This window comes from Luteimonas sp. e5 (assembly GCF_054031035.1).
This window is the reverse complement of record NZ_JBSTRX010000001.1, coordinates 974,222-999,219: the sequence shown is the minus strand read 5'-3', so window position 1 is coordinate 999,219 and position 24,998 is coordinate 974,222. Positions and strand designations below refer to the sequence as shown.

The window sequence follows — 24,998 nt, the reverse complement described above, 5'->3', positions numbered from 1 at the left end:
ATCGCGAACGGCGCGCGGCGCCTGCCATCGCCGCGATGCCGGCCGTCGCCGCAGCGGTGTTGAGCGGCGCGCGTCGCAGCATCTGCGACCAGGCTCCGGCATCATGACAGCATGAGTCCGCTTGCCGCCTCGCCCCCCTTGCCATCGGTGGATGCCGCGCACGAAAGCACCGGACTGGTGCTGTATCGTGCATCGCGGCTGGAGGCGCTGGTCGACCCGTTCCGCGAGCTGCTGGCCGCGACCTGGCCGGCAGATCCGTTGGCCAGGCAGACGGTGATCGCGGCGCATCCGGGCATCAGGCACTGGCTGAACGGTGCGCTGGCACGGCGCATGGGCGAGGGTGGCATCGTCGCCAATCTCGACGTGGTGCTGCCGAGCACCTGGCTGGATCGGCTGGCCCGGGAGCGGCTGCAGGAGCAGGCCGTCGCGCTGCCGCACTGGCAACGCGTGCACCTGCGCTGGAACCTGCACCAGTGGCTGGCCGAGCCCGGCGTGGTGCCCGGCCTGGATGATCCGCGCATCGCCCGCTTCCTGCACCCCGACGGTGCCGACGAGGCCGAGCGCGCACGCCGCCGCTTCCAGTTGGCCGACCGTCTGGCGATGCTGTATTCGCAATACCTCGTCTACCGCGGCGACTGGCTGCGCGCTTGGCAGCGCGGTGACGCCAGGCCGGTCAGCGCCGGGCTAGCCGACGAAGCCCTGCGCAGCAGTGAAACGCGCCTGCTCGCGCCGCTGTGGCGCAAGGCGGCCCGGGAGCTCGGCAAGCACCGCGCCGAAGTGATCGATGCACTGATCGACGATCTGCATGCCGACGCGCGAGCGCGTCCGCCGCTGCACGTGTTCGGCGTCAGCCATCTTGCCCCGCGCGAACTGGATGCCTTGCGCGCCTATGCCCGCCAGGCACTGGTCGCGCTGTATCTGCCCGATCCGTGCCGCGACTACTGGGGCGTGCTCGATGACGGCGACGTGGCGAGTTGGCGCGCGCAGGAGGATGTGCTGATCGAGCAGGCCGGCGAGGGTGAATGGTGGCGGCCGCAGCGGCACGAATTGCTTTCGCGCTGGGGTCGGCTTGGCCAGCAGTTCTTCGCCGCGCTGGTCGATGGCGAAGTGCGGGGCGAAGTGCGCCACTGGCGTGACCGCGAGGATCACGCACCGCAGGATCGCCTGCAGCGGGTGCAGGAGAGCATCCGCCGGCTCGATGAGGGGTTGCTGACACCACCCGGTGATGTCGCCGGCGAGATGCGCGATGCATCGCTGCGGGTGCACGCCTGCCATACGCCCAAGCGCGAACTGGAAGTGTTGCGCGATGCCATGCATGCCGCACTCGCGGAAGGCATCGAGCCGGGGCAGATGCTGGTGATGGCGCCGGATATCCGTCGCTACCTGCCGCTGATCCCGTCGCTGTTCGGCGAACCCGGCGACCCGCGCGCGTTGCTGCCCTACCACCTGGCTGACGTGCCGCGGGCACGCACCCACTCCCTGTTCGTTGCGTTCGCCCGCCTGCTCGAACTGCCCGGCATGCGTCTGAGTGCGCCGGAGGTGCTCGATCTGGTGGCGTTGCCCGAGGTCGCGCGTGCGCTCGGGCTCGATGCGGACGCGCTTGACGCCTTCGAGCGCCTGCTGCGCGACAGCCGCGTGGCATGGTCGCTGGATGCCGCGCATCGCGCCGGGTTCGGCGTCCCCGCGATCGGCGAGCATGGCTTCGCCTGGGCGCTGGATCGCATCGCCGCCGGTTACTTGCTGGCCGAGGATGCCGATGCCGGGATGCAGGCGGTGGAATTGCCCGACGGGGTGGAACTGCTGCCGCTGGCCGGGGTCGAGAATGCCGGCGCGGTGGCGCTGGGCGCGCTGGATGCGTTGCTGGCGCTGTTCGCCGACCTGCAGGTGCTGTCGCGCCGGAGCCTGCCGGCGAGCCGATGGTCGGACGAGCTGGTGGCGCTGTGCGAGCGTGCGCTCAAGGTGCAGCCCGGTGACGAGGTGGCGCGTGACGCTTGGGGCCGGCTGCTGCAGACGGTGCGTGGCCTGGCCGAGGAAACCACCGTCGCCGGCGTTGACCCCAAGCTGCACTGGGCGGTGGTGCGCGAGCGCATGCTGGAGGCACTGCAGGCGGTTCCGGAGCGGCAGCCATTCCTGCTCGGCGGTGCCACTTTCTGCGGCATGGTGCCGCAGCGTGCGATCCCGTTCCGTTTCATCGCCGTGCTGGGTCTGGACGAGGGCGAGTTCCCGCGCACTTCGCAGGATGCCGGTCTTGATTTGATGGCGCGCCTGCGCCGCCAGGGTGATCGCGACCAGCGCAGCGATGACCGCTACCTGTTCCTGGAAACGGTGATGTCCGCGCGCGAGCGCCTGCACTTGAGCTGGCTCGGGCAAGGCGTCACCGATGGCAAGCCGCGCAATGCAGCGGCGCCGCTGGCCGAGCTGATGGACCTGTTGGCACGTGCCGATGACGTGGCGGATCGAAAGGCCGAGCGCGACGCCGATGCCACGGACAGCCTGGGCAAGGCGTGTACCTGGCGCGTATTGCATCCGCTGCAGCCGTTCGATGCGCGTTATTTCGATGGCGGCGACGTGCGCCTGTACAGCTACGACAAGGCGCAGGCGGCAATGCGCGAGCTTCCCGCCGGGCAGACACCGCCGGCAGTGGCCGCGCCTGATGCGGGCTGGCCGCAGCGCATCGAACTCGATGCCCTGCGCGAGTATTGGCGCGACCCTGCGCGCAACCTGCTGCAGCGCCGCCTCGGGGTCGATCTGGACGTGCTGCAGGATTCGACCCTGCCCGACAGCGAACCGCTCGGCCAGGTCCTGCCGGCCTACCGCAGCATCGCGCGTGAGCTGTTTCAGCAGCAGTTCGCGCAGGGGCTGGCCGAACCCGGACAGGCAATGCCCGACTGGTTGCGCCTCTCCGGCCGCCTGCCGAGCGGCAGCATGCGCGAACATGCCTGGCGCCACGAGGCCGGGGTGCTGGAAAAGCTGTACCAGGCGGCGCAGCGGGAACAGGTGCAACCCGGTCCGCCGCAGCCACAGGCGATCGAGCTTGATTTCGGGATTGACGGCCATCCATTGCAGCTCACGGGCGTGCTGCGCGATGTCCACGCACTCGCCGATGGCGGTCTGTGCGTGGTGTCGCTGCCGATCGGCAATGCCGGGCTGCGTGCGGACAAGGATCTCGGTGTGCGCCATCGCCTGCCGGCCTATGTCGGCTGGCTGGCGCTGCGTCTGGCGACGCCGATCGCGCAGCCGGTGCGCCTGGCGCTGTTGTGCGACGCGCGCAGCGACGGTTTCGCCCGCAAGCTCAATGACTGGGATGAGCGCCTGCGCAGCGGCGAGGACGACCTCGCTGGCGTGCAGCAGCGGTTGCGGCAGTTGTTGCGCTGGTACCTGGAAGCCCCGCACCACCCGCTGCGCTGGTTTCCCGCCTGCGCCGATGCGGTGATGAAGAAAGTCGACTGCAACGCGGATCATGAAGCCATCCGCGATGCGGTACGCAGCACCTGGATGGCGTCCGGCCCCGGTCTGGTCGGCGAACGTGACCGCGGGCCCGGACACGTCGCCCTGCTTGCCGGCGGTGAGGATTTCGCCGATGACGCCCGCGTCGATGAACTGATCGCCTTCACTTTCGAGGTGGCCGCCTGCATGGTTCCGGCACGCGGACCGGTCGCGGCTGGAAGCACGCCATGACGCGCACGTTCGAGCACTGGCACGAACTGCCGCTGCAGGCGGGTGCACGCAGCCTGATCGAAGCCAGCGCCGGCACCGGCAAGACCTGGACCATCGCCGCGCTGTACCTGCGCCTGATGCTGGAGGGCGCGGGCTTCTCGCCGCGCCAGGTGGTGGTCGCCACCTTCACCAATGCCGCCGCCGCCGAGTTGCGCGAGCGGCTGCGGCGTCGCCTGCAGGAGGCCGAGCGCGAAGCGCTTGCCACCGGCACCGGGGGCAGTCGCGATGCGGTGATGGACTGGCTGCATGCGCGCTGGCAGGCCGAACCCGCATTGCGCGATGAAGACCTGCGCCGACTGCGCCTGGCCCTGGCCGAGCTCGACCTGGCACCGATCGGCACCCTGCATGGCCTGTGTGCGCGCATCCTGCGCGACCAGCCATTCGCCGCCGGCAGCCGCTTCGTGCAGGCGCAGCTGGTGGATGGCAGCGAAGTCGTGCGCGAACTGACGCTGGATCTTGCGCGTCTTGTGCAGCAATCGAGCGAGGCCGAGCTCGCGGCGCGCTTATCCGTCGCCGAGCGCGCGCAGCTGGAAAGCCTCAGGATCGACGACGACTTGTTGAAGTTGCTGCTGACCCCGGCACTGCGCATCGAGCCGGGCGTACCGCCCGAATTGCCCGTGGGCGCCGCCGAGGTGCTGCGCGCGGCGACCCGCGACGGCATGTTCAGAAGTGATGCGATCGCCCTGCGCACCTGGCGCACGGTGGCGGAGCTGCTGGAGGCGGGCAGGGCGGACGAGATCGACACCACGCTGATTGATGCCCTGCACCTGGATGGCGGCCTCAAGGGCGTGCTCAAGGCAGCGCGCGGGCACGCCGACATGCTGGCCGCGGAGGCGATGTCGCGGGAGTTGGCCGAGGTGCTGGAGGCGCGCCAGGCATACGCCCGCCTGGGCCTGTTCGGCAAACTGCGCGACTGGGCCATGCAGCGCAAGCAGGCGTGGATGCAGCGGCGCGATCGACGCAGCTTCGACGATCTGCTGCTGCAGGTGCACGATGTGCTGCAGGCTGAAGCGGGTGCGGCGTCGAAGCCGCTGGCCGATGCCCTGTTCGCGGCCTGGCCGGTGGCGCTGGTGGACGAGTTCCAGGACACCGACGGCCTGCAATACGCGATCCTCGATGCCATCTACCGTGATGGCGACGGTGGCCCCCGCGGGCGGTTGCTGATGATCGGTGACCCGAAGCAGGCCATCTATCGCTTCCGCGGCGGCGACATCCACACCTATCTGCGCGCCTCGCGCGCGGCAGACGATCATCTTCAGCTGGAGGTGAACCAGCGCTCCAGCACGGCTTGCGTCGAAGCGGTCAACGAGCTGTTCGCACTGACCGGTCCGACGCTGGATGTGCAGGAGGATGAGGCGGCAGGCGCGCAGATCAGGTACGTGCGGGTGCGCGCCGCCGGCCGCGTCGAACGCACGCCCTGGCGCGTGCGCGGGGAGGTCGTGCCGCGGCCGCTGATCATCCATTGCCGCTCGCAACCGGCACATAAGCAGGTGGGCCAGGCACGCCGCGAGGCGCTGCAGGCCTGTGCGGCGCAGATCGCCGCGATGCTGGCCAGCGGCGAGCAGCGGATCGGCGACAACCCGCTGCAACCGGGTGACATCGCGGTCCTGCTTCCGGCCAATCATGATGTCCTTCGCCTGCGCCGCATGCTGGAGCGCCGGGGTGTGCCCTGTGTCAGCCAATCGCGGCAGAGCGTGTTCCATACCGACATCGCACGTGATCTGCACATCTGGCTGCAGGCCGTGCGCACGCCCGGCTCGCCGCGGGTGCTGCGCGGTGCATTGCTGACCCGTCTGGGCGGGTTCGACCTTGCACGACTGGCGGCGCTGGAGCAGGACGGCGCCGCATGGCAGGAACAGGCGGGCCGCTTCCACGCCTGGCACGAGGATTGGCGCCGTCGTGGCCTGCCGGCGGTGATCGACGCCCTGATCGCCAGCCGCGGCCCGGCGCTGCTGGCCGAAGACGATGGGCAACGGGTGTTGACCGACCTGCGCCATCTTGGCGAGCTGCTGCAGGAAAAGGCCGAAAGCGGTTTGCAGGACGTCGAGTTGCTGGGCTGGTTCGCCGCGCAGCGCTCCGCGTCGGGCAGCGATGATGAGAGCGCACACGAAGCCCGCCAGCTGCGCATCGAGTCGCAGGAGTCGCGGGTGCAGCTGATGACCCTGCATGCCAGCAAGGGACTGGAGTTCCCGATCGTGTTCCTGCCCTTGATGTGGTTGCAAAAAGGCAGGCGCGAATCACGATCCAGGCCGGTCACGCTGCATGACGATGCGGCTGCCGGCCCATGCCTGCGTCTGGACGATGAAGCGCGTGAGCAGGATGCGCGCGAGGCGCGCGCGGAGCGTTTCCGCCTGCTGTACGTGGCACTGACCCGCGCGGTGCATGCCTGCCACCTGTACGTGGTGCCGCCCGCGGATGAGGAGGAGCGCAAGCCGGCGGACGACCTCGCGTCCAGCGCGCTGGAATTGCTGTTGGCGCGGATCGCATCGCCCGACGCGCTTGAACAGGCGCAGTACATCGAATTGCAGCAAGGCTGGCACGTGCCGATGGGCCACTACCGTGCGCCGGACGAGGAACCGGCGAAGCGCGAAGCCTTGCCGTTGCCCGCACCGCGCAGCGGGCCCTTGCCGATGCGGCACAGCTTCAGCAGCCTGACGCGAGGTCTGCCGGCCGGGGACGCCAGCCTGGAGTCGGCGGCGGATGATGAAGCCGTGCAGGACGATTTTCCGGCTGCCGCGCGCAGCGACGAACAGGCCCATCGGGTGCTGCTGGAGCTGGAAAAGCCTGCCGGTGCCGAGCTTGGCAACGCGTTGCACGAAGCCCTGGAGTTGCGCGAGGTTGGCCTGCCGGTCGCAGAGCAGCATGAGTTGCTCGGCAGGACGCTGGCGGCACATGGCCTGCTGACGGGGGATGAGCGGAGCGCCGAATTGCTGGTGCGACGTTGGGCTGATCGCCTGGACGCGGCACTGCAGACGCCGCTGGGCGATGACTTGCCCGCCTTGGGTGATATCCCCGCCAGCGACCAGCTGGCCGAAATGGAGTTCCATTTCGCATTGGGTGAAAGCAGCCTCGCGGCGCTGCGCGCAGCCTGCATCGCGCATGGTGAGCCCGGCCTGGTGCCACCGGGCGAGCGTGCGATCCGCGGCATGATGACTGGCAAGATCGATCTTCTGTTCCGTCATCAGGGCCGCATCCACGTACTGGACTACAAGGGCAACCTGCTTGGCACGCAGCTGGACGATTACCGGGGCGCCGCGTTGGATCGTGCACTGGATCGTGCGCATTACCGCTTCCAGGCATTGCTCTACATGCTGGCCCTGCATCGCCATCTGCGTCTGCGTCTGCCCGGCTATCGCCGCGAGCACCACCTGGGCGATGTGCATTACGTGTTCCTGCGTGCACTTGGTCTCGGGCCCGGGGTCGGGCATTGGCGGTATCGCTTCGACGACGGGCTGCTGGATGCGGTGGATGCGGCGCTGCCGGCGGCGCCGTGCGAGGACGCGGCATGAAGGTCGCCGGCAGCCATCACCGCCTTGCCGCGCCTGTGCCGCTGCATGGCGAGGAGGCGACGCCGCTGGCGATCGCCATTGCCCGCTGGGTCGTGGCCCATGGCGGTGGCACGGAACTCGCACGCACTGCGGCGCAGGCGGCGCTGGCCGACCAGCGTGGCGACAGTGCCTTGCGGATCGAGGATGCAGGCCTGCGTCGGCAACTGGCACGCGAGGCGCTGGTGGGTGAGCGCTTGGATGGAGCCGAGCCGTTCGTCCTCGATGACGAGCTGTTCTACCTGCGGCGCAACCTGCGCCGCGAACTTGCCGTGGCCGGCCAGCTGCGCGATCGCATCGCAGCGGGCAAGCCCGTTGGCAATGACCCTGGCTCGAACCCCGACAGCCTGTTCGCGCAGCCGGACGATCCTGCCCTGTCCGGGCAGCGTGCGGCGCTGGCCAAGGTGGCCGGACAGCGCCTGTTCGTGCTGACCGGCGCACCCGGCAGCGGCAAGACCACCACCGTGCTGCGCATGCTGATGCTGCTGGCACGACGCCATGCCGATGTCCACGGCGAAGCCCCGCGCATCGCGCTGGCCGCACCCACCGGCAAGGCCGCGCAACGCCTGCGTGAATCCCTGCAGGAGGGGCCGATGGCGGCGTTCGATCCGGCCTGGCACCCGGCACTGGAGATGGTCCGCGAGCAGGCAGCGCAAGCCGGCACCGTGCATCGTCTGCTCGGCCTGCGCGGCAACGACCCCGCACCGCGACACCATGCCGGCGAGCCGTTGCGCACCGACCTCCTGGTGATCGACGAAGCTTCGATGCTCGACCTCGGCCTGCTGCATGCCGTGCTCGCCGCATTACCGCCGCAGGCGCCGTTGGTACTGGTCGGTGATGCCGACCAGCTCGACTCGGTCGGCACCGGCTCGGTGTTGCAGGACATCGTCGAGGCGCTGGGCGATGACGTCGCGCAATTGCAGCGGCTGACGCATTCCTTCCGTGCCGATCGCGCGCTATTGCCACTGAACGAGGCCGTGCGTCGAGGTGACGGCAAAGGCCTGCACGCCGCGATTGCCGATGCAGGCGAGATGATCGAACGGCACGCACTGGAACGCCACGCAGAGCTGGAGGGAGTGCTGGAGGCATGGATCGCGGACTTGAAGGATGAAATCCGCAGCGAAGGCCTCGATCGCGCGGTGCAGGACGATGCACACGCCGTGCTCGCTGCACGGCTCGATGTGTTGCGCCGGCGCCAGCTGCTGTGTGCGCTGCGCCGCGGGCCGCGCGGTGCCGACGAGGTCAGCGCGTTGATCGATCGACGCCTGGCAAGAGAGTTCGGTGCGTTCGCCGGCAGCGCGCCCGGCCATCGCGGCTGGTATCCAGGTCGCCGCGTGATGATCAGTCGCAACGACGCTGCCAGTGGCCTTTTCAATGGCGATATCGGCCTGTGCCTGATCGATGCGCAGGGCCGGATGCGGGTCTGTTTCGAAGGCGAGGGCGGCCAGCCGCGGGTGTTCGAGCTCGGCAGCCTGCCACCGCATGTGCCGTCGTTCGCTCTCACCGTGCACAAGGCGCAGGGCTCGGAATACGACCATGTGGCGATCCTGCTGCCGGCGCAGGCGGAACACCCGCTGCTGTCGCGGCAATGGTTCTATACCGCGATTTCGCGCGCTCGTCGCCGGCTGTCGATCTGGGGCAGCGATGCCGCCATCGCGCATGCACTGGCCAACCGCAGCCGCCGCATCAGCGGGCTGGCCGACCGCATCCGTGCACCGGATCCAGGATGAATCCGGCCTGCGGTCACGGATTGCACCGGGTGTGATCGTGATGCGCACGCGTTAACCTGAGCAGCGCTGTTTCACACGTTTCCCGCGCATGAAAATCCTGATGGTCTGCCTCGGCAACATCTGCCGCTCACCGATGATGGAAGGCTGGTTGGCGTCCGCCGTGGCCGCGCAGCCACGTCTGGCCGGTCGCATCCATGTCGATTCGGCGGCGATCGGCCCGTGGCATGTGGGCAAGCCGCCCGATCCGCGCACGATCGCCGTGGCCGCGCGCAATGGCGTGGATATCGCCGCACAACGCGCGCGCCAGCTCGACGCCGACGATTTCCGCGTGTTCGATCTGCTGCTGTTCGCCGATGGCGACACGCTGGCGGCGGGACGCGAGCGCGCGGCGGGCGAGGGCGCGGCACCGGCGATGCGATACCTGGAATGGGCCGGCTTCGAGCGCGGACTGGACCTCGCCGATCCGTATTACGGCGATGAGCAGGACTTCGAGCATGCCTGGCAGCGCGTGGCCGCGGGTGGCGAAGCCATCCTGCGCCGCCTGCTGCGTGAACACGCGGCATGAGCAACGACGCGCCATCCACGGCGGCGGTGCCGGCGTTCGACGGCAAGGCGTATGCGCGCAGCCTGACCAGCGCGCCGGGCGTGTACCGCATGTACGACGCCGACGGCCAGCTGCTGTACGTCGGCAAGGCCGCCTCGTTGAAGAAGCGGGTGGCGAGTTATTTCAACAAGGCGCTGAGCCTGCGCACCGCCTCGATGGTGGCGCAGATCGCGCACATGGACGTGACCCTGACCCGCACTCCGGGCGAGGCGCTGCTGCTGGAAAACCAGCTGATCAAGACGCAGAAGCCGCGCTACAACGTGCTGTTGCGCGACGACAAGAGCTATCCGTATGTGCTGGTCTCGCGCGAGGAATGGCCGCGCATCAGTGCCCAGCGCGGTGCGCGTTCGCGCCCGGGCCGCTATTTCGGCCCGTATCCCAGCGTCGGCGCGGTGCGTGAAACGCTCAATCTGATGCACAAGCTGTTCCGCCTGCGCAGCTGCGAGGACAGCGTGTTCCGCAACCGCTCGCGGCCCTGCCTGCAATACCAGATCGGGCGCTGCAGCGCGCCCTGCGTGGGACTGGTGGAGCCGGACGAGTACGCCGAATCGGTGCGTCGTGCCACGCTGTTCCTGGAAGGGCGCAGCGACGAGCTGACCCGTGAACTGGGCGAGGAGATGGAGGCGGCCAGCGCGGCGCTGGAGTTCGAGCGCGCGGCGCGCATCCGCGACCTGCTGGCCGCGATCCGCAGCGTGCAGGCGCGCCAGTTCGTCGATGGCGATGCCGCCGAACTCGACGTGCTGGCCTGCGCCATGCAGGGCGGGCGCGCCTGCGTCACCGTGCTGTCGTTCCGTGACGGGCGCAACCTCGGCGCACGCAGCCATTTCCCGCGACTGAACGGTGCCGACAACGGCGAGGAAGTGCTTGCCGCGTTCGTTTCCCAGTACTACGCCGAACAGCCGGCGCCGCGCGAAATCGTGCTCGACCGCGCCATCCCCGACATCGAATTGCTGGAGGAGGCGTTCAGCACCGCCGCCGGGCGCCGGGTGCAGATCAAGCACAACGTGCGCGGCGAGCGCGCCGGCTACCTCGACCTGGTGCGACGCAATGCGCAAGCCGCGCTGGCGAGCGAGCTGTCCAGCCGCGCCAGCCAGGCCGCGCGCCTGGCCGACCTGCAGCAGATGCTCGGCCTTGCGCAGACACCGGCGCGGATCGAGTGCTTCGACATCAGCCACACCATGGGCGAGGCCACGGTGGCGTCCTGCGTCGCCTTCGATGCCGAAGGCCCGCTGCGTTCGCAATACCGCCGCTACAACATCACCGGCATCGAGCCGGGTGATGATTACGCGGCAATGGCGCAGGCGCTGCAGCGGCGCCTGCGCCGTGCCGTGGAGCAGGACGGGGTGTTGCCGGACGTGCTGCTGATCGACGGCGGTGCCGGGCAATTGGCGCGCGCGCGCGAGGTGCTGGCGGAGCTGGGCGTGCAGGGCGTGGCGCTGGTCGGTGTGGCCAAGGGCGAGGCGCGCAAGGCGGGTGAGGAAACCCTGCTGCTGGATGACGGCCGCGAGCTCAGGCCGGGCATCGCCTCGCCCGGCCTGCAACTGATCCAGCAGGTGCGCGACGAAGCGCACCGTTTCGCCATCACCGGGCATCGCGGACGACGGCAGAAGGCACGCAGCAGCAGCCGACTGGAGGATATCCCCGGCATCGGGCCGCGTCGCCGCGCCAATCTGCTCAAGCATTTCGGCGGGCTCGCCGGGCTCAGGGAGGCCGGGGTGGATGAAATCGCGCGGGTCGAGGGCGTCAGCCATGCGCTGGCCGAACGCATCTACGCGGCACTGCACGGATTGGGCGAGAATAGTCCGCAGTGAAAAACGCGCTCACGATACCCACCATGCTTACCCTGGGCCGGATCGCCCTGATCCCGGTGCTGGTGGTGGTGTTCTACCTGCCGGCGAAATGGACCGGGGTGGCGGCGACGGCGGTATTCGCGCTGGCCTCGTTCACCGATTGGCTGGATGGCTGGGTGGCGCGGCGCTGGCATCAGTATTCCGCGTTCGGCGCGTTCCTCGATCCGGTGGCGGACAAACTGATGGTGTCGACCGCGCTGTTCCTCATCGTGCAGTCGCACCCGACGCCGTGGATGGCCTGCTGGGCGGCAGTGATCGTCGGCCGCGAGATCGCGGTGTCCGCGTTGCGCGAATGGATGGCCGAGCTTGGCCAGCGCGCGCGGGTCAAGGTGGCGCTGCTGGGCAAGTTCAAGACCGTGGTGCAGATGATCGCCATCGGCTGCCTGCTGTATTCGCCGTCGAAACATCCGCCGGAATGGCTGTGGATGGGCCGCGAGGTGTTCCTGATCGGCGATTGGCTGCTGGCGGTGGCGGCCCTGCTGACGCTGTGGTCGGGGCTGGATTACCTGCGCGCCGCCTGGCCGGTGCTGCGTGCCGGCGAAGGGCGCGCAAGCGAGGTTCCTCCGGGTGTTGACAGCATCCCCGCGGCGGGTACAATGCACGGCTCAACGCGGGAATAGCTCAGTTGGTAGAGCGCAACCTTGCCAAGGTTGAGGTCGCGAGTTCGAGCCTCGTTTCCCGCTCCAGATTCGAGAACCCCGGTCCGCCGGGGTTTTTCGTGCCACGAGCCTTCGGCTTTGTGGAACAATGACATCGATGGCCGGATGGCAGAGTGGTTATGCAGCGGATTGCAAATCCGCGTACGCCGGTTCGATTCCGACTCCGGCCTCCATCGAAACCCCTGCGCTGCAGGGGTTTTTCATTGCCGGCGCAGTCGTGACCTCCACATTCCCCGTTCTTCCACGCGTGTACGCCGCATGCGATCATGCCGGCGCCGCCCGGATGGCGAAATTGGTAGACGCAAGGGACTTAAAATCCCTCGATGGCAACATCATGTCGGTTCGATCCCGACTCCGGGCACCAACCACGGCAGCCGCGAATGCCCGACCTTGACCATCTGCGTATCGGCGTCATCGGCCTCGGCTATGTCGGGCTGCCATTGGCGGTGGAGTTCGCTCGCCATTTCGACGTGGTCGGCTTCGACATCGATGCCACGCGCGTGGCCGAACTGGCCGCCGGGCATGACCGCACCCGCGAGCTGGAGGCGGCGGAACTGACTCCCGCCCGCCTGCACTACAGCGCCGATGCGGCGGAGCTGGATGCCTGCAACGTGTTCGTCGTTACCGTGCCGACGCCGATCGATGCCGCGCACGATCCGGATCTCGGTCCGCTGATCGCGGCCTCCGAGCTGGTGGCCGCGCGGCTCAAGCCGGGCGACGTGGTGATCTACGAATCCACCGTCTACCCGGGCACCACCGAGGAAATCTGCGTGCCGTTGCTGGAGCGCGGCTCGGGCCTGCGCCTGGACCGCGACTTCGCCTGCGGCTACAGCCCGGAGCGGATCAATCCCGGCGATCGCAGCCGGCGCCTGCCGGACATCGTGAAGATCACTTCCGGCTCCAATGCCGAGGCCGCCGCCTTCGTCGATGCGCTGTACCGCCGCATCGTGCATGCCGGCACCTGGCCGGCGCCGTCGATCCGCGTGGCGGAGGCGGCCAAGGTGATCGAGAACATCCAGCGCGACGTCAACATCGCCCTGGTCAACGAGCTGGCGATGGTGTTCGACCGTCTCGGCATCGATACCGGCGACGTGCTCGCCGCGGCCGGCAGCAAATGGAACTTCCTGCCATTCAAGCCGGGCCTGGTCGGCGGGCACTGCATCGGCGTCGATCCGTATTACCTGCTGCACCGCTCGGATGCCGCGGGCTTCCATCCCGAGCTGATCGATACCGCGCGGCGCATCAACAACCGCGTCGGCGCGCATGTCGCCACGCGCGTGCTGGCACTGCTGCAGACGCGCGGCATCGCCGCCCGTGGTGCGCGCGCGTTGGTGCTGGGCCTGGCGTTCAAGGAAAACTGCCCGGATCTGCGCAACAGCCGCGCGATGGATGTGGTGCAGGGGCTGGCCGAGGCCGGGATGCAGGTCGAGGTGCATGATCCGTGGGTGGATGCGGACGAAGCCTTGCGCGATTACCGCGTGCGCCTGGTGGCCGAGCCCGAGGCGGGCGCCTACCAGGCCATCGTGCTGGCGGTGGCGCATTCGCAATACAGGGCGATGGAGGCTGCGACGATCCGTGCGCTGGGCACGCCCGATGCAGTGGTCTACGACGTCAAGTCGGTATGGCCGCGCGAGGCGGTGGACGCTAGGCTGTAGCGATGAGCCGCTATCTCGTATTCGTCCTCTGCGTACTCGGCCTGCTGTTGTCGGTGCTGATGCTGGCGTCCGGCCATTCGCCGATGTGGCGCTGGGGGCTTGGCGTGTTCGGTGCGCTGAGCGTGCTCGGCATCTGGGACATGGCACAGAAGACCACCACGCTGCGGCGCAATTACCCGATCCTGGCGCATTTCCGTTACGGGCTGGAATCGATCGGCCCGGAAATCCGGCAATACTTCATCGAGCGCGATACCGAGGAAGTGCCGTTCTCGCGTGAGCAACGGGCACTGGCCTACCAGCGGGCCAAATCGGTCAGTGACGTGGTGCCGTTCGGCAGCGAGCTGGATGTCTACGGCAACCAGTACGAATGGATCAACCATTCTGTGATGCCCACGCCGCATCACGATGCCGACTACCGCATCGAAATCGGCGGCGGTTGTGCGCAGCCCTATTCGGCCAGCGTGCTCAACATCTCGGCGATGAGTTTCGGTTCGTTGTCCGCGCACGCGATTCTCGCGCTCAACGGCGGTGCGCGGCGCGGCGGCTTCGCCCACGACACCGGTGAAGGCTCGATCTCGCGCTACCACCGCGAGCCCGGTGGCGACCTGATCTGGGAAATCGGCTCGGGCTACTTCGGCTGCCGCAACGAGGATGGCAGTTTCAATCCCGAACGCTTCGCCGCCAATGCGCGCGACGCGCAGGTCAAGATGGTCGAGCTGAAGCTCTCGCAGGGTGCCAAGCCCGGGCATGGCGGGATGCTGCCGGCAGCCAAGATCAGTGCCGAGATCAGTGCCGCGCGCGGCGTGCCGATGGGCCTGGATTGCGTGTCGCCGGCGTCGCACTCGGTGTTCTCCACACCGATCGGGCTGCTCGAATTCATCGCCCGCATGCGCGAGCTGTCAGGCGGCAAGCCGGCCGGCTTCAAGCTCGCCATCGGCCATCCCTGGGAGTGGTTCGGCATCGCCAAGGCGATGGCGGAAACAGGTCTTCTGCCGGACTTCATCGTGGTCGATGGCGCCGAAGGCGGCACCGGCGCGGCGCCGTCGGAATTCATCAACCATGTCGGGTTGCCGATGCACGAGGGCCTGATGCTGGTGCACAACACCCTGGTCGGGCTGGGCTTGCGCGAGAAGATCAAGCTCGGTGCCGCGGGCAAGATCGTCAGCGCGTTCGACATGGCGCGCACCATGGCGCTGGGCGCGGACTGGTGCAATGCCGCGCGCGGCTTCATGTTCTCGCTCGGATGCATCCAGGCGCAAAGCTGCCACAACGACCGCTGCCCGACCGGCATCGCGACCCAGGACCCGCGGCGCTGGAAGCGGCTCGACGTCGCGGACAAGACCGCGCGCGTGCACGCGTTTCACGACAACACGTTGAAGGCCCTGCGTGACCTGCTGTGCGCGGCGGGCCTGACGCATCCGCGTGAGCTCGGTCCCGAGCACATCCTGCGCCGGGTATCGCCGACCGAAATCCGTGCCTACAGCGCGCTGTTCGTGCGCCTGATGCCCGGCGAGCTGCTGCAAGGGCGACTGCCCTCGCATTCGGTGTTCCAGCAATTCTGGAACAGTGCGCGCAGCGATGCGTTCACGCCGCCGGAGAGCGTGTCCTCGCTGCGCCTGACCAAGGCCATCTGACCCCGATCAGGCTGCGTTGCGGCGGTTACAGCAGGTCCAGCACGCGCTCGGGCGGGCGGCCGATGACCGCGCGCTCGCCATGCTCGAAGATCGGCCGTTCGATCAGGATCGGGTGCTGCAGCATCGCCGCGATGATCGCGTCGTCGCTGGTTGCGGGGTTGCCCAGGTCGAGCGTGGAATAGGCGTCCTCGCCACGGCGCAGCAGTTCGCGCGGGGTGATGCCGAGCTTGCCGATGAGCGCACGCAGGGTGGCTTCATCAGGCGCGTCCTGCAGGTAGCTGACCAGCTCGGGTTCGATGCCGCGTTCGCGCAGCAACTCCAGTGCCTGGCGCGACTTGGAGCAGCGCGGGTTGTGGTAGTAACGCATCACGGTTCCTCCTCGACAGGGGGCGAAAAACGAAAAAAGCCGGCGCATGGGCCGGCTTTTCCCGAACTGGTGGGCGATGCAAGGATCGAACTTGCGACCTACGCCGTGTGAAGGCGGCGCTCTACCGCTGAGCTAATCGCCCGAAAGGGTTGCAAAGTATAGGCAGCCATCGGCGGTTTGCCAAGCGCCTGCGCCACACCGGCTCAGCAGGGCGTGCCGAGGCGCTCGGCCAGCAGCTGGCGGATCTTGGCTTCGATCGGCCCGCGCATCGGCGCCAGCAGGAAGCCCAGCCGTGCCTGCACCCGCACATGGTCGGGCTGGAGCAGGATGCGGCCTTCCACGCCGCCATGCTGCAGCAGCAGGAGATCGTCCTGCCACTGGCTTTCCACGCCGAATTCGTCGGCCAGACGTGCAGCAATGCGCTCAACCGCGATGCGCTTGCCGGCCAGATCCATCGGGCTCGGGTACAGGATGTCGATTTCGGACATGGGGGCTGTGGCGGGTATCGGGGACGGGTGATTCTGCCATCATGGTGATGCGGCGCGCGCCTGTGCCAGAATCACGCCGTGAACCATGCCGTCCCGACGTCGCTGATCCTGCGTTTTGCCGAGCACGAACACCCCGACCTGCCATTGCGCCCCGGGGTCAACGGGCTGTGCCAGGATCCCGACTTCGACCGCGGCCTGATGATCGCCGAACCCGGTGCTGACGCCCTGCTGACGCTGGTGGTGGACGTGCGCGGCCTGTGGCTGAATGTCAGCCCCGGGGTGCGCGGAGTGCATGTGAACGGGCGCCCGGTGCAGCAGTTGGCACGGCTTTGGGTGGGCGACCTGATTCATTGCGAAGGGGTGGAAATGCAGCTGGCCAGCGCACAGGCACGGGCCAGCGAGGACGCGGCCCCTGGCAGAGTGACGTCGAGCCGGCTGCTGCTGCGCGGCCATGGTGGTGCGGCGCATGGTCAGGCCTGGGCCTTGCACGAGGCGTGCCGCATCGACCGCCATGGTGGCGTGATCCCGGCCGGACAGGACGCATCCGTGTTGGCGGAGTTGCAGCCTGCAGGTGAAGACCGCGTCTGGCTGCAACTGCTGGCGGAGGCCAGGGGGGCACGCCTCAATGGCTGGCCGCTGGCCAGTGGCTGGGTGCACGGAGGCGACCAACTGCTGCTCGCTGGCCAGCGCTTCGTGGTGGAGTCGCCCGGGCAGACACCGCCGCCGGCAAAGCCGCCGCGGATGGACCAGGACGATGACGTCGCGGCGGTTGCGCCACGACCACGACGCATGCACTTGCCGTGGCTGTTGCTGGCCGCCATCGTGAGTGCATTGCTGCTGGCTGCACTGCTCTGGTTCGGGGTGAAGTAGCGCGCCGACTTGCCATGCCGCGCGTGCTGTGTTGCGATGCAATACCCGCCGCGATTTTTCCACCCCATGTCACATCGTGTGTTCAACTTCAGTGCCGGTCCGGCCACTCTGCCCGAAGCGGTCATGCGCCAGGCGCGCGACGAGTTGCTCGATTGGCAGGGCCTGGGCGCCTCGGTGGCCGAGGTCAGCCATCGCAGCGCCGCCTTCATCGAACTTGCCGAACGCAGCGAGGCCGATCTGCGGAGCCTGCTGCAGGTGCCGGAAGACTATGCGGTGCTGTTCCTGCAGGGGGGCGCCACCCTGCAGCAGGCGCTGATCGCGCTCAATTTCGTCGCCCCCGGGCAGGCAGCGGATTACCTGCTGACCGGGCATTGGGGACGCGTCGCACTGGCCCAGGCCACGCCCTATGTCAGCGCCCGCATCATTGCCAGCGCGGAGGCCGATGGTTTTGTCTCGGTGCCGCCTCGCGCACAGTGGCAGCTCTCGCCGCAGGCCGCCTATCTGCATGTGACCGCCAACGAAACCATCCATGGCGTGGAATTGCATGAACGCATCGATTCGCCGGTGCCGGTGATTGCCGATTTCAGCTCCAGCATCGCCTCGTACCCGATCGCGATCAGCGACTACGGCGTGGTGTACGCCGGCGCGCAGAAGAACCTCGGACCCTCCGGGATCAGCGTGGTCATCGTGCGGCGCGAGCTGCTCGAGCGTGCCGGCCAGACGCGTGCGCCGATCCTCGATTACCGCGCGCACCTGCAGCGTGGCTCGATGCTCAACACCCCGCCCACGTTCAACTGGTACCTGCTGAGTCTGTGCCTGCGCTGGATGCTGGAGCAGGGCGGCACCGAAGTGTTCGCGAAAAAACATGCCACGCGCTCGGCGCGGCTGTATGCCGCGATCGATGGCTCCGGCGGCTTCTACCGCAACCCGGTGCAGGCTGCGGCGCGCTCGCGGGTGAACGTGCCGTTCTTCCTGCATGACCCGGCGCTGGAATCGGCCTTCCTCGAGGCGGCCAGGGCGCGTGGCCTGGATGGCCTGAAGGGGCACAAGGTGCTCGGCGGAATGCGCGCTTCGCTGTACAACGCGCTGCCGGACGCGGCGGTGGATGCACTGATCGATTTCATGCAGGAGTTTGCGCGCGACCATGGCTGAGAAACGTTCCGATACACGGACCCGCGGCACGCGTACGGCCAAGACAGGCAAAGGCGCGCGAAAGAGCACCGCTGCGGGCAAGGACAAAGCGGCAGGCTCCGCGGCCAAGGCGGTGCCGGTGTCGCGTGACCTTGCTGCGGTGCGCGAGGAGATCGACGGCATCGATCGCCGGATCGAAGAGCTGATTTCCGAGCGCGCGCGCTGGGCGCAGCAGGTCGGCCGCGCCAAGGGCAAGCTGGCGGCAGCGGTCGACTATTACCGCCCCGAGCGTGAGGCTCAGGTGCTGCGCCAGGTGGTGGATCGCAACGACGGTCCACTCGCCAACGAAGTGCTGGTGCGCCTGTTCCGCGAAATCATGTCCGCCTGCCTGGCGCAGCAGGAACCCTTGCGCATCGGTTATCTCGGCCCGGAGGGCACTTTCTCGCAGCAGGCGGTGTACAAGCATTTCGGCCATTCCGCGCGTGCGCTGCCGCTGGCAAGCGTGGATGAGGTGTTCGATGAAGTGGCCGCCGGCAATGCCGATTTCGGCGTGGTGCCGGTGGAGAATTCCGGGCAGGGCACGATCCAGTCCACGCTCGACATGTTCCTGTCCTCGCCGTTGAAGATCTGCGGCGAGGTGGAACTGCGCGTGCATCAGTACCTGATTTCGCGCAGCGGACGGATCGAGGACATCGAACGGGTGTATTCGCACAGCCTGTCGCTGGCGCAGTGTCGCGGCTGGTTGCGCCAGCACCTGCCCGATGCCGAGAAGCAGGCCGTGGCCAGCAATGCGGAGGCGGCACGGCGCGCACGCAATGCCGACGATGCCGCCGCCATCGCCGGGCAGAACGCGGCGCATGTGTACGGCCTCAAGATCGTCGCCGGGCCGATCGAGGACCGGCCCGACAACACCACCCGCTTCCTGGTGATCGGCCGCGAGCTGTTTCCGCCTTCGGGCCACGATCGCACCTCGTTGCTGGTGTCGGTCCAGGATGCACCCGGTGCGCTGTACCAGGTGCTCGAACCACTCGCGCGGCACGGCGTGAGCATGAACCGCATCGAATCGCGACCGGCGCACGAGGGCTTGTGGCGGTACGCGTTCTTCATCGATGTGGCCGGACATGCCGACGAAGCGCCGCTCAAGGATGCGTTGGCCGAAATGAAGGCCAGCGGCCAGCGTGTGCGCCTGCTTGGCGCCTATCCGGTGGCGATCCCGTGAATGCGTTGGCGTCGCTCGACTTCGAGGCGCTTGCGCAGCCGGGCATCCGCGGCCTGCGTGCTTACGACCCCGGCCATGACCTGGTCGCGCTGCGCCGCCAGGCGCGCATGGAGCTGACCGAACTCGGTTCCAACGAGAACAGCCACGGACCTTCGCCCAGGGCGCTGGCGGCCGCGCGCGAGGCGTTGTCCACGGCATGGCGCTATCCCGACCCGTTGGGCGGTGATCTGAAGCGCGCGCTCGCCGCGCAGCATGGCGTCGCCACTGCGCAGATCGTGCTCGGCAACGGTTCGCACGAACTGCTGATGCAACTGGCGCAGGTGTTCGCCGGGCCGGGCGACGAGGTGCTGGTGTCGCGGCACGCCTTCGCGGTGTATGCGCTGGCCACCCAGGCGGTCGGTGCGCAGCTGGTGGCCGCGGACAGCTTGCCGATGGATGCGCCGATGCCACTCGGCCACGATCTTGACGCGCTGGTCGCCGCCATCAGTGCGCGCACCCGGCTGGTCTATCTCGCCAACCCGAACAATCCCACCGGCACCTGGTACGGCGGCGACGACTTCGCGCGTTTCATGCGCCAGGTCCCGGCGGAGGTGATCGTGGTGGTGGACGAAGCCTATGCCGAGTATGCCGATGCGCCGCAGTGGGCCAGTGCAATCGGGTGGCTGACCGGATTCCGCAATCTGGTGGTGACGCGCACCTTCAGCAAGGCTTACGCGCTGGCCGGGCTGCGCATCGGTTATGCGCTGGCCGATGCGGACGTCATCGGCCTGATCGAGCGCGTGCGCGAGAGTTTCAATGTCAATGCCGCCGGGCTTGCCGCAGCCACGGCGGCACTGGATGACCACGCGCATCTGGCTGCGGGCGTGGCGGCCACCGGTGCGGAGCGTGCGCGTCTTGGCGAAGCCCTGACCGCGCGCGGGTGGCGGGTGTGGCCCTCGCAAACCAACTTCCTGCTGGTCGAGTTCGGTGACGACGCGGCGCGCATCGAGGCGGCCCTGCTGGCGCAAGGCGTGGTGCTGCGGCCGATGAGCGGCTACGGCCTGCCGCATTGCCTGCGCATCAGCATCGGCCGTGGTGACGAGAACGAACGCCTGCTGGCGGCGCTGGATGCCTGGAGCGAGGGTGGACATGGCTGACTGGCAGGCAAGCCCGGGCGGCCCGGTGCAGGGACGCATCACCGTGCCGGGCGACAAGTCGATCTCGCACCGCGGCCTGATGCTGGCCGCGATTGCCGATGGCGACTCGCGCATCGAGGGCTTCCTCGAGGGCGAGGACACGCGTGCCACCGCGCGCATGCTCGGCCAGCTTGGCGTGCGCATCGAGGCGCCGGCCAACGGGGTGCGTATCGTGCACGGCGTCGGCATGGAGGGCCTCCAGCCGCCGTCCGCGCCGCTGGACTGCGGCAATTCCGGCACCGCGATGCGGCTGCTGGCGGGCTTGCTCGCCGCGCAGCCGTTCGCCAGCACGTTGATCGGCGATGCCTCGCTGATGCGCCGGCCGATGCGCCGCGTCAGCGAACCGCTGGCGGCGATGGGGGCACGCATCGAAACGACGGAAGACGGTTGCCCACCACTGAAACTGCAGGCAGCGGACGGGCTGCAGGGGATCGATTACGCCAGCCCGGTGGCGAGTGCGCAGGTCAAGTCGGCCGTGTTGCTGGCCGGGCTGTGGGCACGGGGCGAAACCCGGGTGCGCGAGCCGCACCCGACGCGGGACTACACCGAGCGCATGCTGCAGGCATTCGGCGTCGACATCGACCATTCCCCGGGCGAGGCGCGTGTGCGCGGCGGCCAGCGTTTGAGTCCATGTGATCTTGCAGTGCCGGGGGACTTCTCGTCCGCCGCGTTCCCGATCGGCGCCGCCTGCATCGTGCCGGGCTCGAGCCTGCACATCGAGGGCGTCGGCATCGACCCGCGCCGCAGCGGCCTGCTGCATGCGCTGCGCCTGATGGGCGCGGGCATCCAGGTGCAAGGCGCACGCAGCGGCCTGTGCGGCGAGGTGGCGGATATCCAGGTGCGGCATGCGCCGCTGCGGGGAATCGACCTGCCGCCGGCGCTGGTGCCGGACATGATCGATGAACTCCCCCTGCTGTTTGCGCTCGCGGCCTGCGCCGATGGCGTGACCCGGGTGCGCGGTGCGGCCGAATTGCGGGTCAAGGAATCCGACCGCATCGCGGCCATGGCCGCCGGCTTGCGCGCACTCGGCGTGCGCGTGGAAGAAACCCCGGACGGCGCCGACATCCACGGTGGCAGCGTCGGCGGCGGCACGGTGGAAAGCCGCCACGATCACCGCATCAGCATGAGTTTCGCGGTGCTGGCGCAGCGTGCCGCAACACCAGTGCGCATCCTCGGCGTGGACAACGTGGCCACGTCCTATCCCGGTTTCGATGCACGGATGCGCGCGATCGGCTTCGGCCTCGCGCCGGTGTCCTGAGTACGGGGTCGTCGCGCTTCAGCCGCCGGGGGTGAACTGGATCGGCACCGTGACCCGGCCCACCGTTGGCTGGCCATTGGCCATCGCCGGGCGGAAGCGCCAGCGGCGTGCGGCCTCGATAGCGGCACGGTCCAGCTCGCGATTGCCGCTGCCCTGCACGATGCTGACCGAGGTCGGCACGCCGTCGGGGCCGACATCGATCTGCAACTGCACGCTGCCCCCGATGCCGGCGCGCAGGGCCGAGCGCGGGTATTTCGGTGCGGGTTGGGAAATCGGCACCGGATTGCTGCTGGCGCCGGTTCGCGGCCGGGCAGGCGCGGCGGGGCCGGTGGCGGGTGGTGCGGCGGCTGGTGTGCTGGCAGGTGGGGTTTCGATCCGTGCGGGTGGCGTGGACGGCGTCTCGATCGCGGCCTGTGGCAGCCGGCTGTCGCCGTCTTCGCCCGTCGTGGCCGGCAGCGGTGCCGGCAGGGGTTCGAACACCTTGACCTGGCCATCCTCGCTGACACCTGCCTGCGCAGGATCGGCGCGGTAAAACGGCTTCTGCCGATCCCGGTTGAACACCAGCAGGAACAGCAGGATCCCCACCGCCAGCGCCGCGAGCAGTACCCACCACAAGCGCTGTGTTCCCGGTTCGCGGGATCGCTTGGGCGCGCCGGAAGGCGGCGGTGACGGGGTCGATGGCGGGGCTGCGGGCGGGGCCTGATTCATGCGCGACGGGTCACTTCTGGGCGGGATTGCCCGCCATTCTTGCACCATCGGCGCTGACCGCGCAGTGCAGGCATGCCGCACGGCGCGCGGACTCCACGCCAAGACAGGCGATAATGCGTGCCAGTCCGCTCACTGCCCGACACCATGCTCGACCCGCAACTGCTTCGCCACGACCCTGAAACCGCGCGCCAGGCACTGGCCCGGCGTGGATACGCCCTGGATGTCGCCGCGCTCAATGCACTGGAAGCCGAACGCAAGGCAATCCAGGTGCGCACTCAGGAGCTGCAGAACCTGCGCAACACGCGCAGCAAGGCCATCGGCATGGCCAAGGCCAAAGGCGAGGATGCCAGCGCGCTGCTGGCCGAAGTCGCCGCTTTCGGCGACGAGCTCAAGGCCAGCGAGGCGCGGCTGGACGCGCTGCGCGCGGAATGGGATGCCCTGCTGCTGGGCATGCCCAACATCGCCGCGGAGGACGTTCCGCTGGGCGAGGACGAGGCCGGCAATGTCGAGCAGAAGCGTTGGGGCGAAGTGCGCGAACTGGACTTCGAGGCGCGCGACCATGTCGAGCTGGGCGCGCGCAATGGCTGGCTGGATGGCGAAACGGCTGCGAAGCTTTCCGGTGCGCGTTTCACCGTGTTGCGCGGCCCGCTGGCGCGGCTGCACCGCGCGCTGGCGCAGTTCATGCTCGATCTGCACGTCGGCGAGCACGGCTACGAGGAAACCAACGTGCCGCTGCTGGTCAATGCGCGCAGCATGCGCGGCACCGGCCAATTGCCGAAGTTCGAGGACGACCTGTTCGCCACCGTGGTGGGCGAGGGCGAGGCCGCATCGCGGCGTTACCTGATTCCCACCGCGGAGGTGCCGCTGAGCAATATCGTGGCCGACTCCATCGTCGACGCCGAGCGCCTGCCGCTGCGCATGAGCGCACACTCGATGTGCTTCCGCGCCGAAGCCGGGGCGCATGGTCGTGATACCCGCGGCATGATCCGCCAGCACCAGTTCGAGAAGGTCGAACTGGTGTCGATCGTGCGCCCGGAGGACTCCGCGGCGGAGCTCGAGCGCATGACCCGCTGTGCGGAAACCGTGCTCGAACGCCTCGGCCTGCCGTACCGGCGCATGCTGCTGTGCACCGGCGACATGGGCTTTGCCGCGCGCAAGACCTTCGATCTGGAAGTGTGGATGCCCTCGCAGAACACCTGGCGCGAGATTTCCTCGTGTTCGGACTGCGGTGATTTCCAGGCGCGGCGGATGCAGGCGCGCTGGCGCAATCCGGACAGTGGCAAGCCCGAGCTGGTGCACACGCTCAATGGTTCGGGCGTGGCGGTCGGTCGGGCGCTGGTTGCGGTGATGGAAAACAGTCAGCAGGCCGACGGCAGCATCGTGGTGCCCGAGGTGTTGCGCCCGTACATGGGTGGCCTGGCGCGGCTCGAATGAATCCGGACCTCAACGACCTCTATTGCTTTTCAGTGGTCGTCGAGCATGGCGGGTATGCCGCTGCCGAACGTGCCGTGGGGATTCCCAAGTCGCGCCTCTCGCGACGCATCGCGCAGCTGGAGAAGGATCTTGGCGCGCGGCTGCTGCAACGCTCCACGCGTCGTTTCGCGGTGACCGAACTGGGCCAGGCGGTGTACCGTCACGCGCAGGAAATGCTGGCCGCCGCCGAAGCGGCGCGCGATGCGGTGGCCCGTGTCGCCACCACGCCACGCGGGCTGGTGCGCTTGAGTGCGCCGGTCAGCCTGGCGCAGGAATTGCTGCCGCGGGTGCTGCCGGACTTCTTCGAGCGCTACCCTGACGTGCGCCTGCAGGTGCACGTCAGCAACCGGCGTGTGGATCTGGTGGAAGAGGGCTTCGACATCGCCCTGCGCGTGCGCAGCCGGCTCGACGAGGACGGCGACCTGGTGTTGCGCAGCTTCGGCCAGTCGCGCGAACTGCTGCTGGCAAGCCCGGCCTATCTGCGCCGCCACGGCCGCCCGCGGCTGCCACAGGATCTGGCCGCGCATACCGTGCTGATGGCGTTCGAGGACAGCGCGCGCCAGCGCTGGGAGCTGCATGGACCGGGCGGCGAGGTGGCCACGGTGGAGCTGGAGCCGCGCCTGGCGGCCTTCGACTTCCCCATGCTCAAACAACTCATCACCCACGGCGCGGGCATCACCATGCTGCCGGAAATGATCTGCGCCGAAGCGGTGCGCAACGGCGAGCTGGAAGTGGTGCTGCCGCAGTGGAGCCTGCCGCAGGGCATCGTGCACGCGGTCTTCGCTTCGCGTCGCGGCCTGCTGCCGGCGGTGCGCGCGTTGATCGATCATCTGGCCGAAACATTGCCGGCCGAGCTTGCCCGCCTCGCGCTGGCTACCGAGGGCGATGACGCCTGAGACGCCTTGCAGTGGCGAC

General features: G+C 68.5%; 18 protein-coding genes and 4 tRNA genes. 18 read left to right on the top strand and 4 right to left on the bottom strand.

The genetic code is table 11. The features are described 5' to 3' along the window. The first annotated feature begins 111 nt into the window (after positions 1-111). From ACW11F_RS04670 to ACW11F_RS04620, 11 genes are all read left to right on the top strand, one after another. Entirely contained in the window at positions 112-3,678 is a 3,567-nt protein-coding gene (locus ACW11F_RS04670) for an exodeoxyribonuclease V subunit gamma (protein ID WP_456995699.1), read from the top strand. Further along, positions 3,675-7,226, top strand: coding sequence for a UvrD-helicase domain-containing protein (locus ACW11F_RS04665; protein ID WP_456995698.1), 3,552 nt, complete (start codon positions 3,675-3,677; stop codon positions 7,224-7,226). The genes ACW11F_RS04670 and ACW11F_RS04665 overlap by 4 nt, the downstream gene beginning before the upstream one ends. Beyond that, positions 7,223-8,992, top strand: coding sequence for an exodeoxyribonuclease V subunit alpha (gene recD / locus ACW11F_RS04660; RefSeq protein WP_456995697.1), 1,770 nt, complete (start codon positions 7,223-7,225; stop codon positions 8,990-8,992). The genes ACW11F_RS04665 and recD overlap by 4 nt, the downstream gene beginning before the upstream one ends. Positions 8,993-9,080: 88 nt before the next feature. Further along, complete coding sequence (locus ACW11F_RS04655; protein ID WP_456995696.1) at positions 9,081-9,557, top strand: low molecular weight protein-tyrosine-phosphatase; 477 nt, start codon at positions 9,081-9,083, stop codon at positions 9,555-9,557. Beyond that, positions 9,554-11,407, top strand: coding sequence for an excinuclease ABC subunit UvrC (uvrC, locus tag ACW11F_RS04650; RefSeq protein ID WP_456995695.1), 1,854 nt, complete (start codon positions 9,554-9,556; stop codon positions 11,405-11,407). The genes ACW11F_RS04655 and uvrC overlap by 4 nt, the downstream gene beginning before the upstream one ends. Beyond that, positions 11,404-12,066 carry a CDP-diacylglycerol--glycerol-3-phosphate 3-phosphatidyltransferase gene (pgsA, locus tag ACW11F_RS04645; protein WP_456995694.1) on the top strand — a complete coding sequence of 221 codons (663 nt, stop codon included), beginning with the start codon at positions 11,404-11,406 and terminating at the stop codon, positions 12,064-12,066. Before uvrC ends, pgsA begins: the two co-directional genes overlap by 4 nt. Next, positions 12,057-12,132 (top strand) — tRNA-Gly (locus tag ACW11F_RS04640). The genes pgsA and ACW11F_RS04640 overlap by 10 nt, the downstream gene beginning before the upstream one ends. Positions 12,133-12,204: 72 nt before the next feature. Beyond that, positions 12,205-12,278 (top strand) — tRNA-Cys (locus ACW11F_RS04635). A gap of 104 nt (positions 12,279-12,382) precedes the next feature. After that, positions 12,383-12,469, top strand: a tRNA-Leu gene (locus ACW11F_RS04630). 16 nt (positions 12,470-12,485) lie between these two features. Next, entirely contained in the window at positions 12,486-13,760 is a 1,275-nt protein-coding gene (locus tag ACW11F_RS04625) for a nucleotide sugar dehydrogenase (RefSeq protein WP_456995693.1), read from the top strand. Between the two features lie 2 nt (positions 13,761-13,762). Continuing rightward, positions 13,763-15,394 carry an FMN-binding glutamate synthase family protein gene (locus tag ACW11F_RS04620; protein ID WP_456995692.1) on the top strand — a complete coding sequence of 544 codons (1,632 nt, stop codon included), beginning with the start codon at positions 13,763-13,765 and terminating at the stop codon, positions 15,392-15,394. Between the two features lie 25 nt (positions 15,395-15,419). On the opposite strand, the gene arsC is transcribed toward ACW11F_RS04620, so the two are convergent. From arsC to ACW11F_RS04605, 3 genes are all read right to left on the bottom strand, one after another. Then, positions 15,420-15,761 (bottom strand): arsenate reductase (glutaredoxin), encoded by a 342-nt coding sequence (gene arsC / locus ACW11F_RS04615; protein WP_456995691.1) that lies wholly within the window; start codon positions 15,759-15,761, stop codon positions 15,420-15,422. Between the two features lie 67 nt (positions 15,762-15,828). Then, positions 15,829-15,903: transfer RNA gene (locus tag ACW11F_RS04610), tRNA-Val, on the bottom strand. Between the two features lie 61 nt (positions 15,904-15,964). Further along, the gene (locus ACW11F_RS04605; RefSeq protein WP_456995690.1) at positions 15,965-16,249 is read right to left on the bottom strand and encodes a polyhydroxyalkanoic acid system family protein; all 285 of its coding nucleotides are present in this window, start codon (positions 16,247-16,249) and stop codon (positions 15,965-15,967) included. A 78-nt stretch (positions 16,250-16,327) separates the two neighbouring features. Between ACW11F_RS04605 and ACW11F_RS04600 the strand changes: the two genes are divergently transcribed. From ACW11F_RS04600 to aroA, 5 genes are all read left to right on the top strand, one after another. Further along, positions 16,328-17,119, top strand: a complete 792-nt coding sequence (locus ACW11F_RS04600; protein WP_456995689.1) for an FHA domain-containing protein — start codon at positions 16,328-16,330, stop codon at positions 17,117-17,119. 66 nt (positions 17,120-17,185) lie between these two features. Continuing rightward, positions 17,186-18,271, top strand: coding sequence for a 3-phosphoserine/phosphohydroxythreonine transaminase (gene serC / locus ACW11F_RS04595; protein WP_456995688.1), 1,086 nt, complete (start codon positions 17,186-17,188; stop codon positions 18,269-18,271). Next, positions 18,264-19,469: a prephenate dehydratase gene (gene pheA / locus ACW11F_RS04590; protein ID WP_456995687.1), complete on the top strand. Its 1,206-nt coding sequence runs from the start codon at positions 18,264-18,266 to the stop codon at positions 19,467-19,469. Before serC ends, pheA begins: the two co-directional genes overlap by 8 nt. Further along, positions 19,466-20,605 (top strand): histidinol-phosphate transaminase, encoded by a 1,140-nt coding sequence (gene hisC / locus ACW11F_RS04585; protein ID WP_456995686.1) that lies wholly within the window; start codon positions 19,466-19,468, stop codon positions 20,603-20,605. The genes pheA and hisC overlap by 4 nt, the downstream gene beginning before the upstream one ends. Continuing rightward, positions 20,598-21,902 carry a 3-phosphoshikimate 1-carboxyvinyltransferase gene (aroA, locus tag ACW11F_RS04580; protein ID WP_456995685.1) on the top strand — a complete coding sequence of 435 codons (1,305 nt, stop codon included), beginning with the start codon at positions 20,598-20,600 and terminating at the stop codon, positions 21,900-21,902. The genes hisC and aroA overlap by 8 nt, the downstream gene beginning before the upstream one ends. A gap of 18 nt (positions 21,903-21,920) precedes the next feature. Here the strand turns inward: aroA and ACW11F_RS04575 are convergent, their stop codons facing one another. Next, positions 21,921-22,517 carry an energy transducer TonB gene (locus tag ACW11F_RS04575; protein WP_456995684.1) on the bottom strand — a complete coding sequence of 199 codons (597 nt, stop codon included), beginning with the start codon at positions 22,515-22,517 and terminating at the stop codon, positions 21,921-21,923. Between the two features lie 237 nt (positions 22,518-22,754). Here ACW11F_RS04575 and serS point away from each other — a divergent pair, with 237 nt between their 5' ends. Next, the gene (gene serS / locus ACW11F_RS04570) at positions 22,755-24,044 is read left to right on the top strand and encodes a serine--tRNA ligase (protein WP_456995883.1); all 1,290 of its coding nucleotides are present in this window, start codon (positions 22,755-22,757) and stop codon (positions 24,042-24,044) included. Next, on the top strand, positions 24,041-24,979 hold the full coding sequence (locus ACW11F_RS04565; RefSeq protein WP_456995683.1) for a LysR substrate-binding domain-containing protein: 939 nt from the start codon (positions 24,041-24,043) through the stop codon (positions 24,977-24,979). Before serS ends, ACW11F_RS04565 begins: the two co-directional genes overlap by 4 nt. Positions 24,980-24,998: the final 19 nt, after the last annotated feature.

Excerpts from the sequence above, each read along its gene's own strand:
- ACW11F_RS04670 (WP_456995699.1), top strand. The coding sequence starts at position 112 with ATGAGTCCGCTTGCCGCCTCGCCCCCCTTGCCATCGGTGGATGCCGCG.
- ACW11F_RS04665 (WP_456995698.1), top strand. The coding sequence starts at position 3,675 with ATGACGCGCACGTTCGAGCACTGGCACGAACTGCCGCTGCAGGCGGGT.
- recD (WP_456995697.1), top strand. The coding sequence starts at position 7,223 with ATGAAGGTCGCCGGCAGCCATCACCGCCTTGCCGCGCCTGTGCCGCTG.
- ACW11F_RS04655 (WP_456995696.1), top strand. The coding sequence starts at position 9,081 with ATGAAAATCCTGATGGTCTGCCTCGGCAACATCTGCCGCTCACCGATG.
- uvrC (WP_456995695.1), top strand. The coding sequence starts at position 9,554 with ATGAGCAACGACGCGCCATCCACGGCGGCGGTGCCGGCGTTCGACGGC.
- ACW11F_RS04625 (WP_456995693.1), top strand. The coding sequence starts at position 12,486 with ATGCCCGACCTTGACCATCTGCGTATCGGCGTCATCGGCCTCGGCTAT.
- ACW11F_RS04620 (WP_456995692.1), top strand. The coding sequence starts at position 13,763 with ATGAGCCGCTATCTCGTATTCGTCCTCTGCGTACTCGGCCTGCTGTTG.
- arsC (WP_456995691.1), bottom strand. The coding sequence starts at position 15,761 with ATGCGTTACTACCACAACCCGCGCTGCTCCAAGTCGCGCCAGGCACTG.
- ACW11F_RS04605 (WP_456995690.1), bottom strand. The coding sequence starts at position 16,249 with ATGTCCGAAATCGACATCCTGTACCCGAGCCCGATGGATCTGGCCGGC.
- serC (WP_456995688.1), top strand. The coding sequence starts at position 17,186 with ATGTCACATCGTGTGTTCAACTTCAGTGCCGGTCCGGCCACTCTGCCC.
- pheA (WP_456995687.1), top strand. The coding sequence starts at position 18,264 with ATGGCTGAGAAACGTTCCGATACACGGACCCGCGGCACGCGTACGGCC.
- aroA (WP_456995685.1), top strand. The coding sequence starts at position 20,598 with ATGGCTGACTGGCAGGCAAGCCCGGGCGGCCCGGTGCAGGGACGCATC.
- serS (WP_456995883.1), top strand. The coding sequence starts at position 22,755 with ATGCTCGACCCGCAACTGCTTCGCCACGACCCTGAAACCGCGCGCCAG.
- ACW11F_RS04565 (WP_456995683.1), top strand. The coding sequence starts at position 24,041 with ATGAATCCGGACCTCAACGACCTCTATTGCTTTTCAGTGGTCGTCGAG.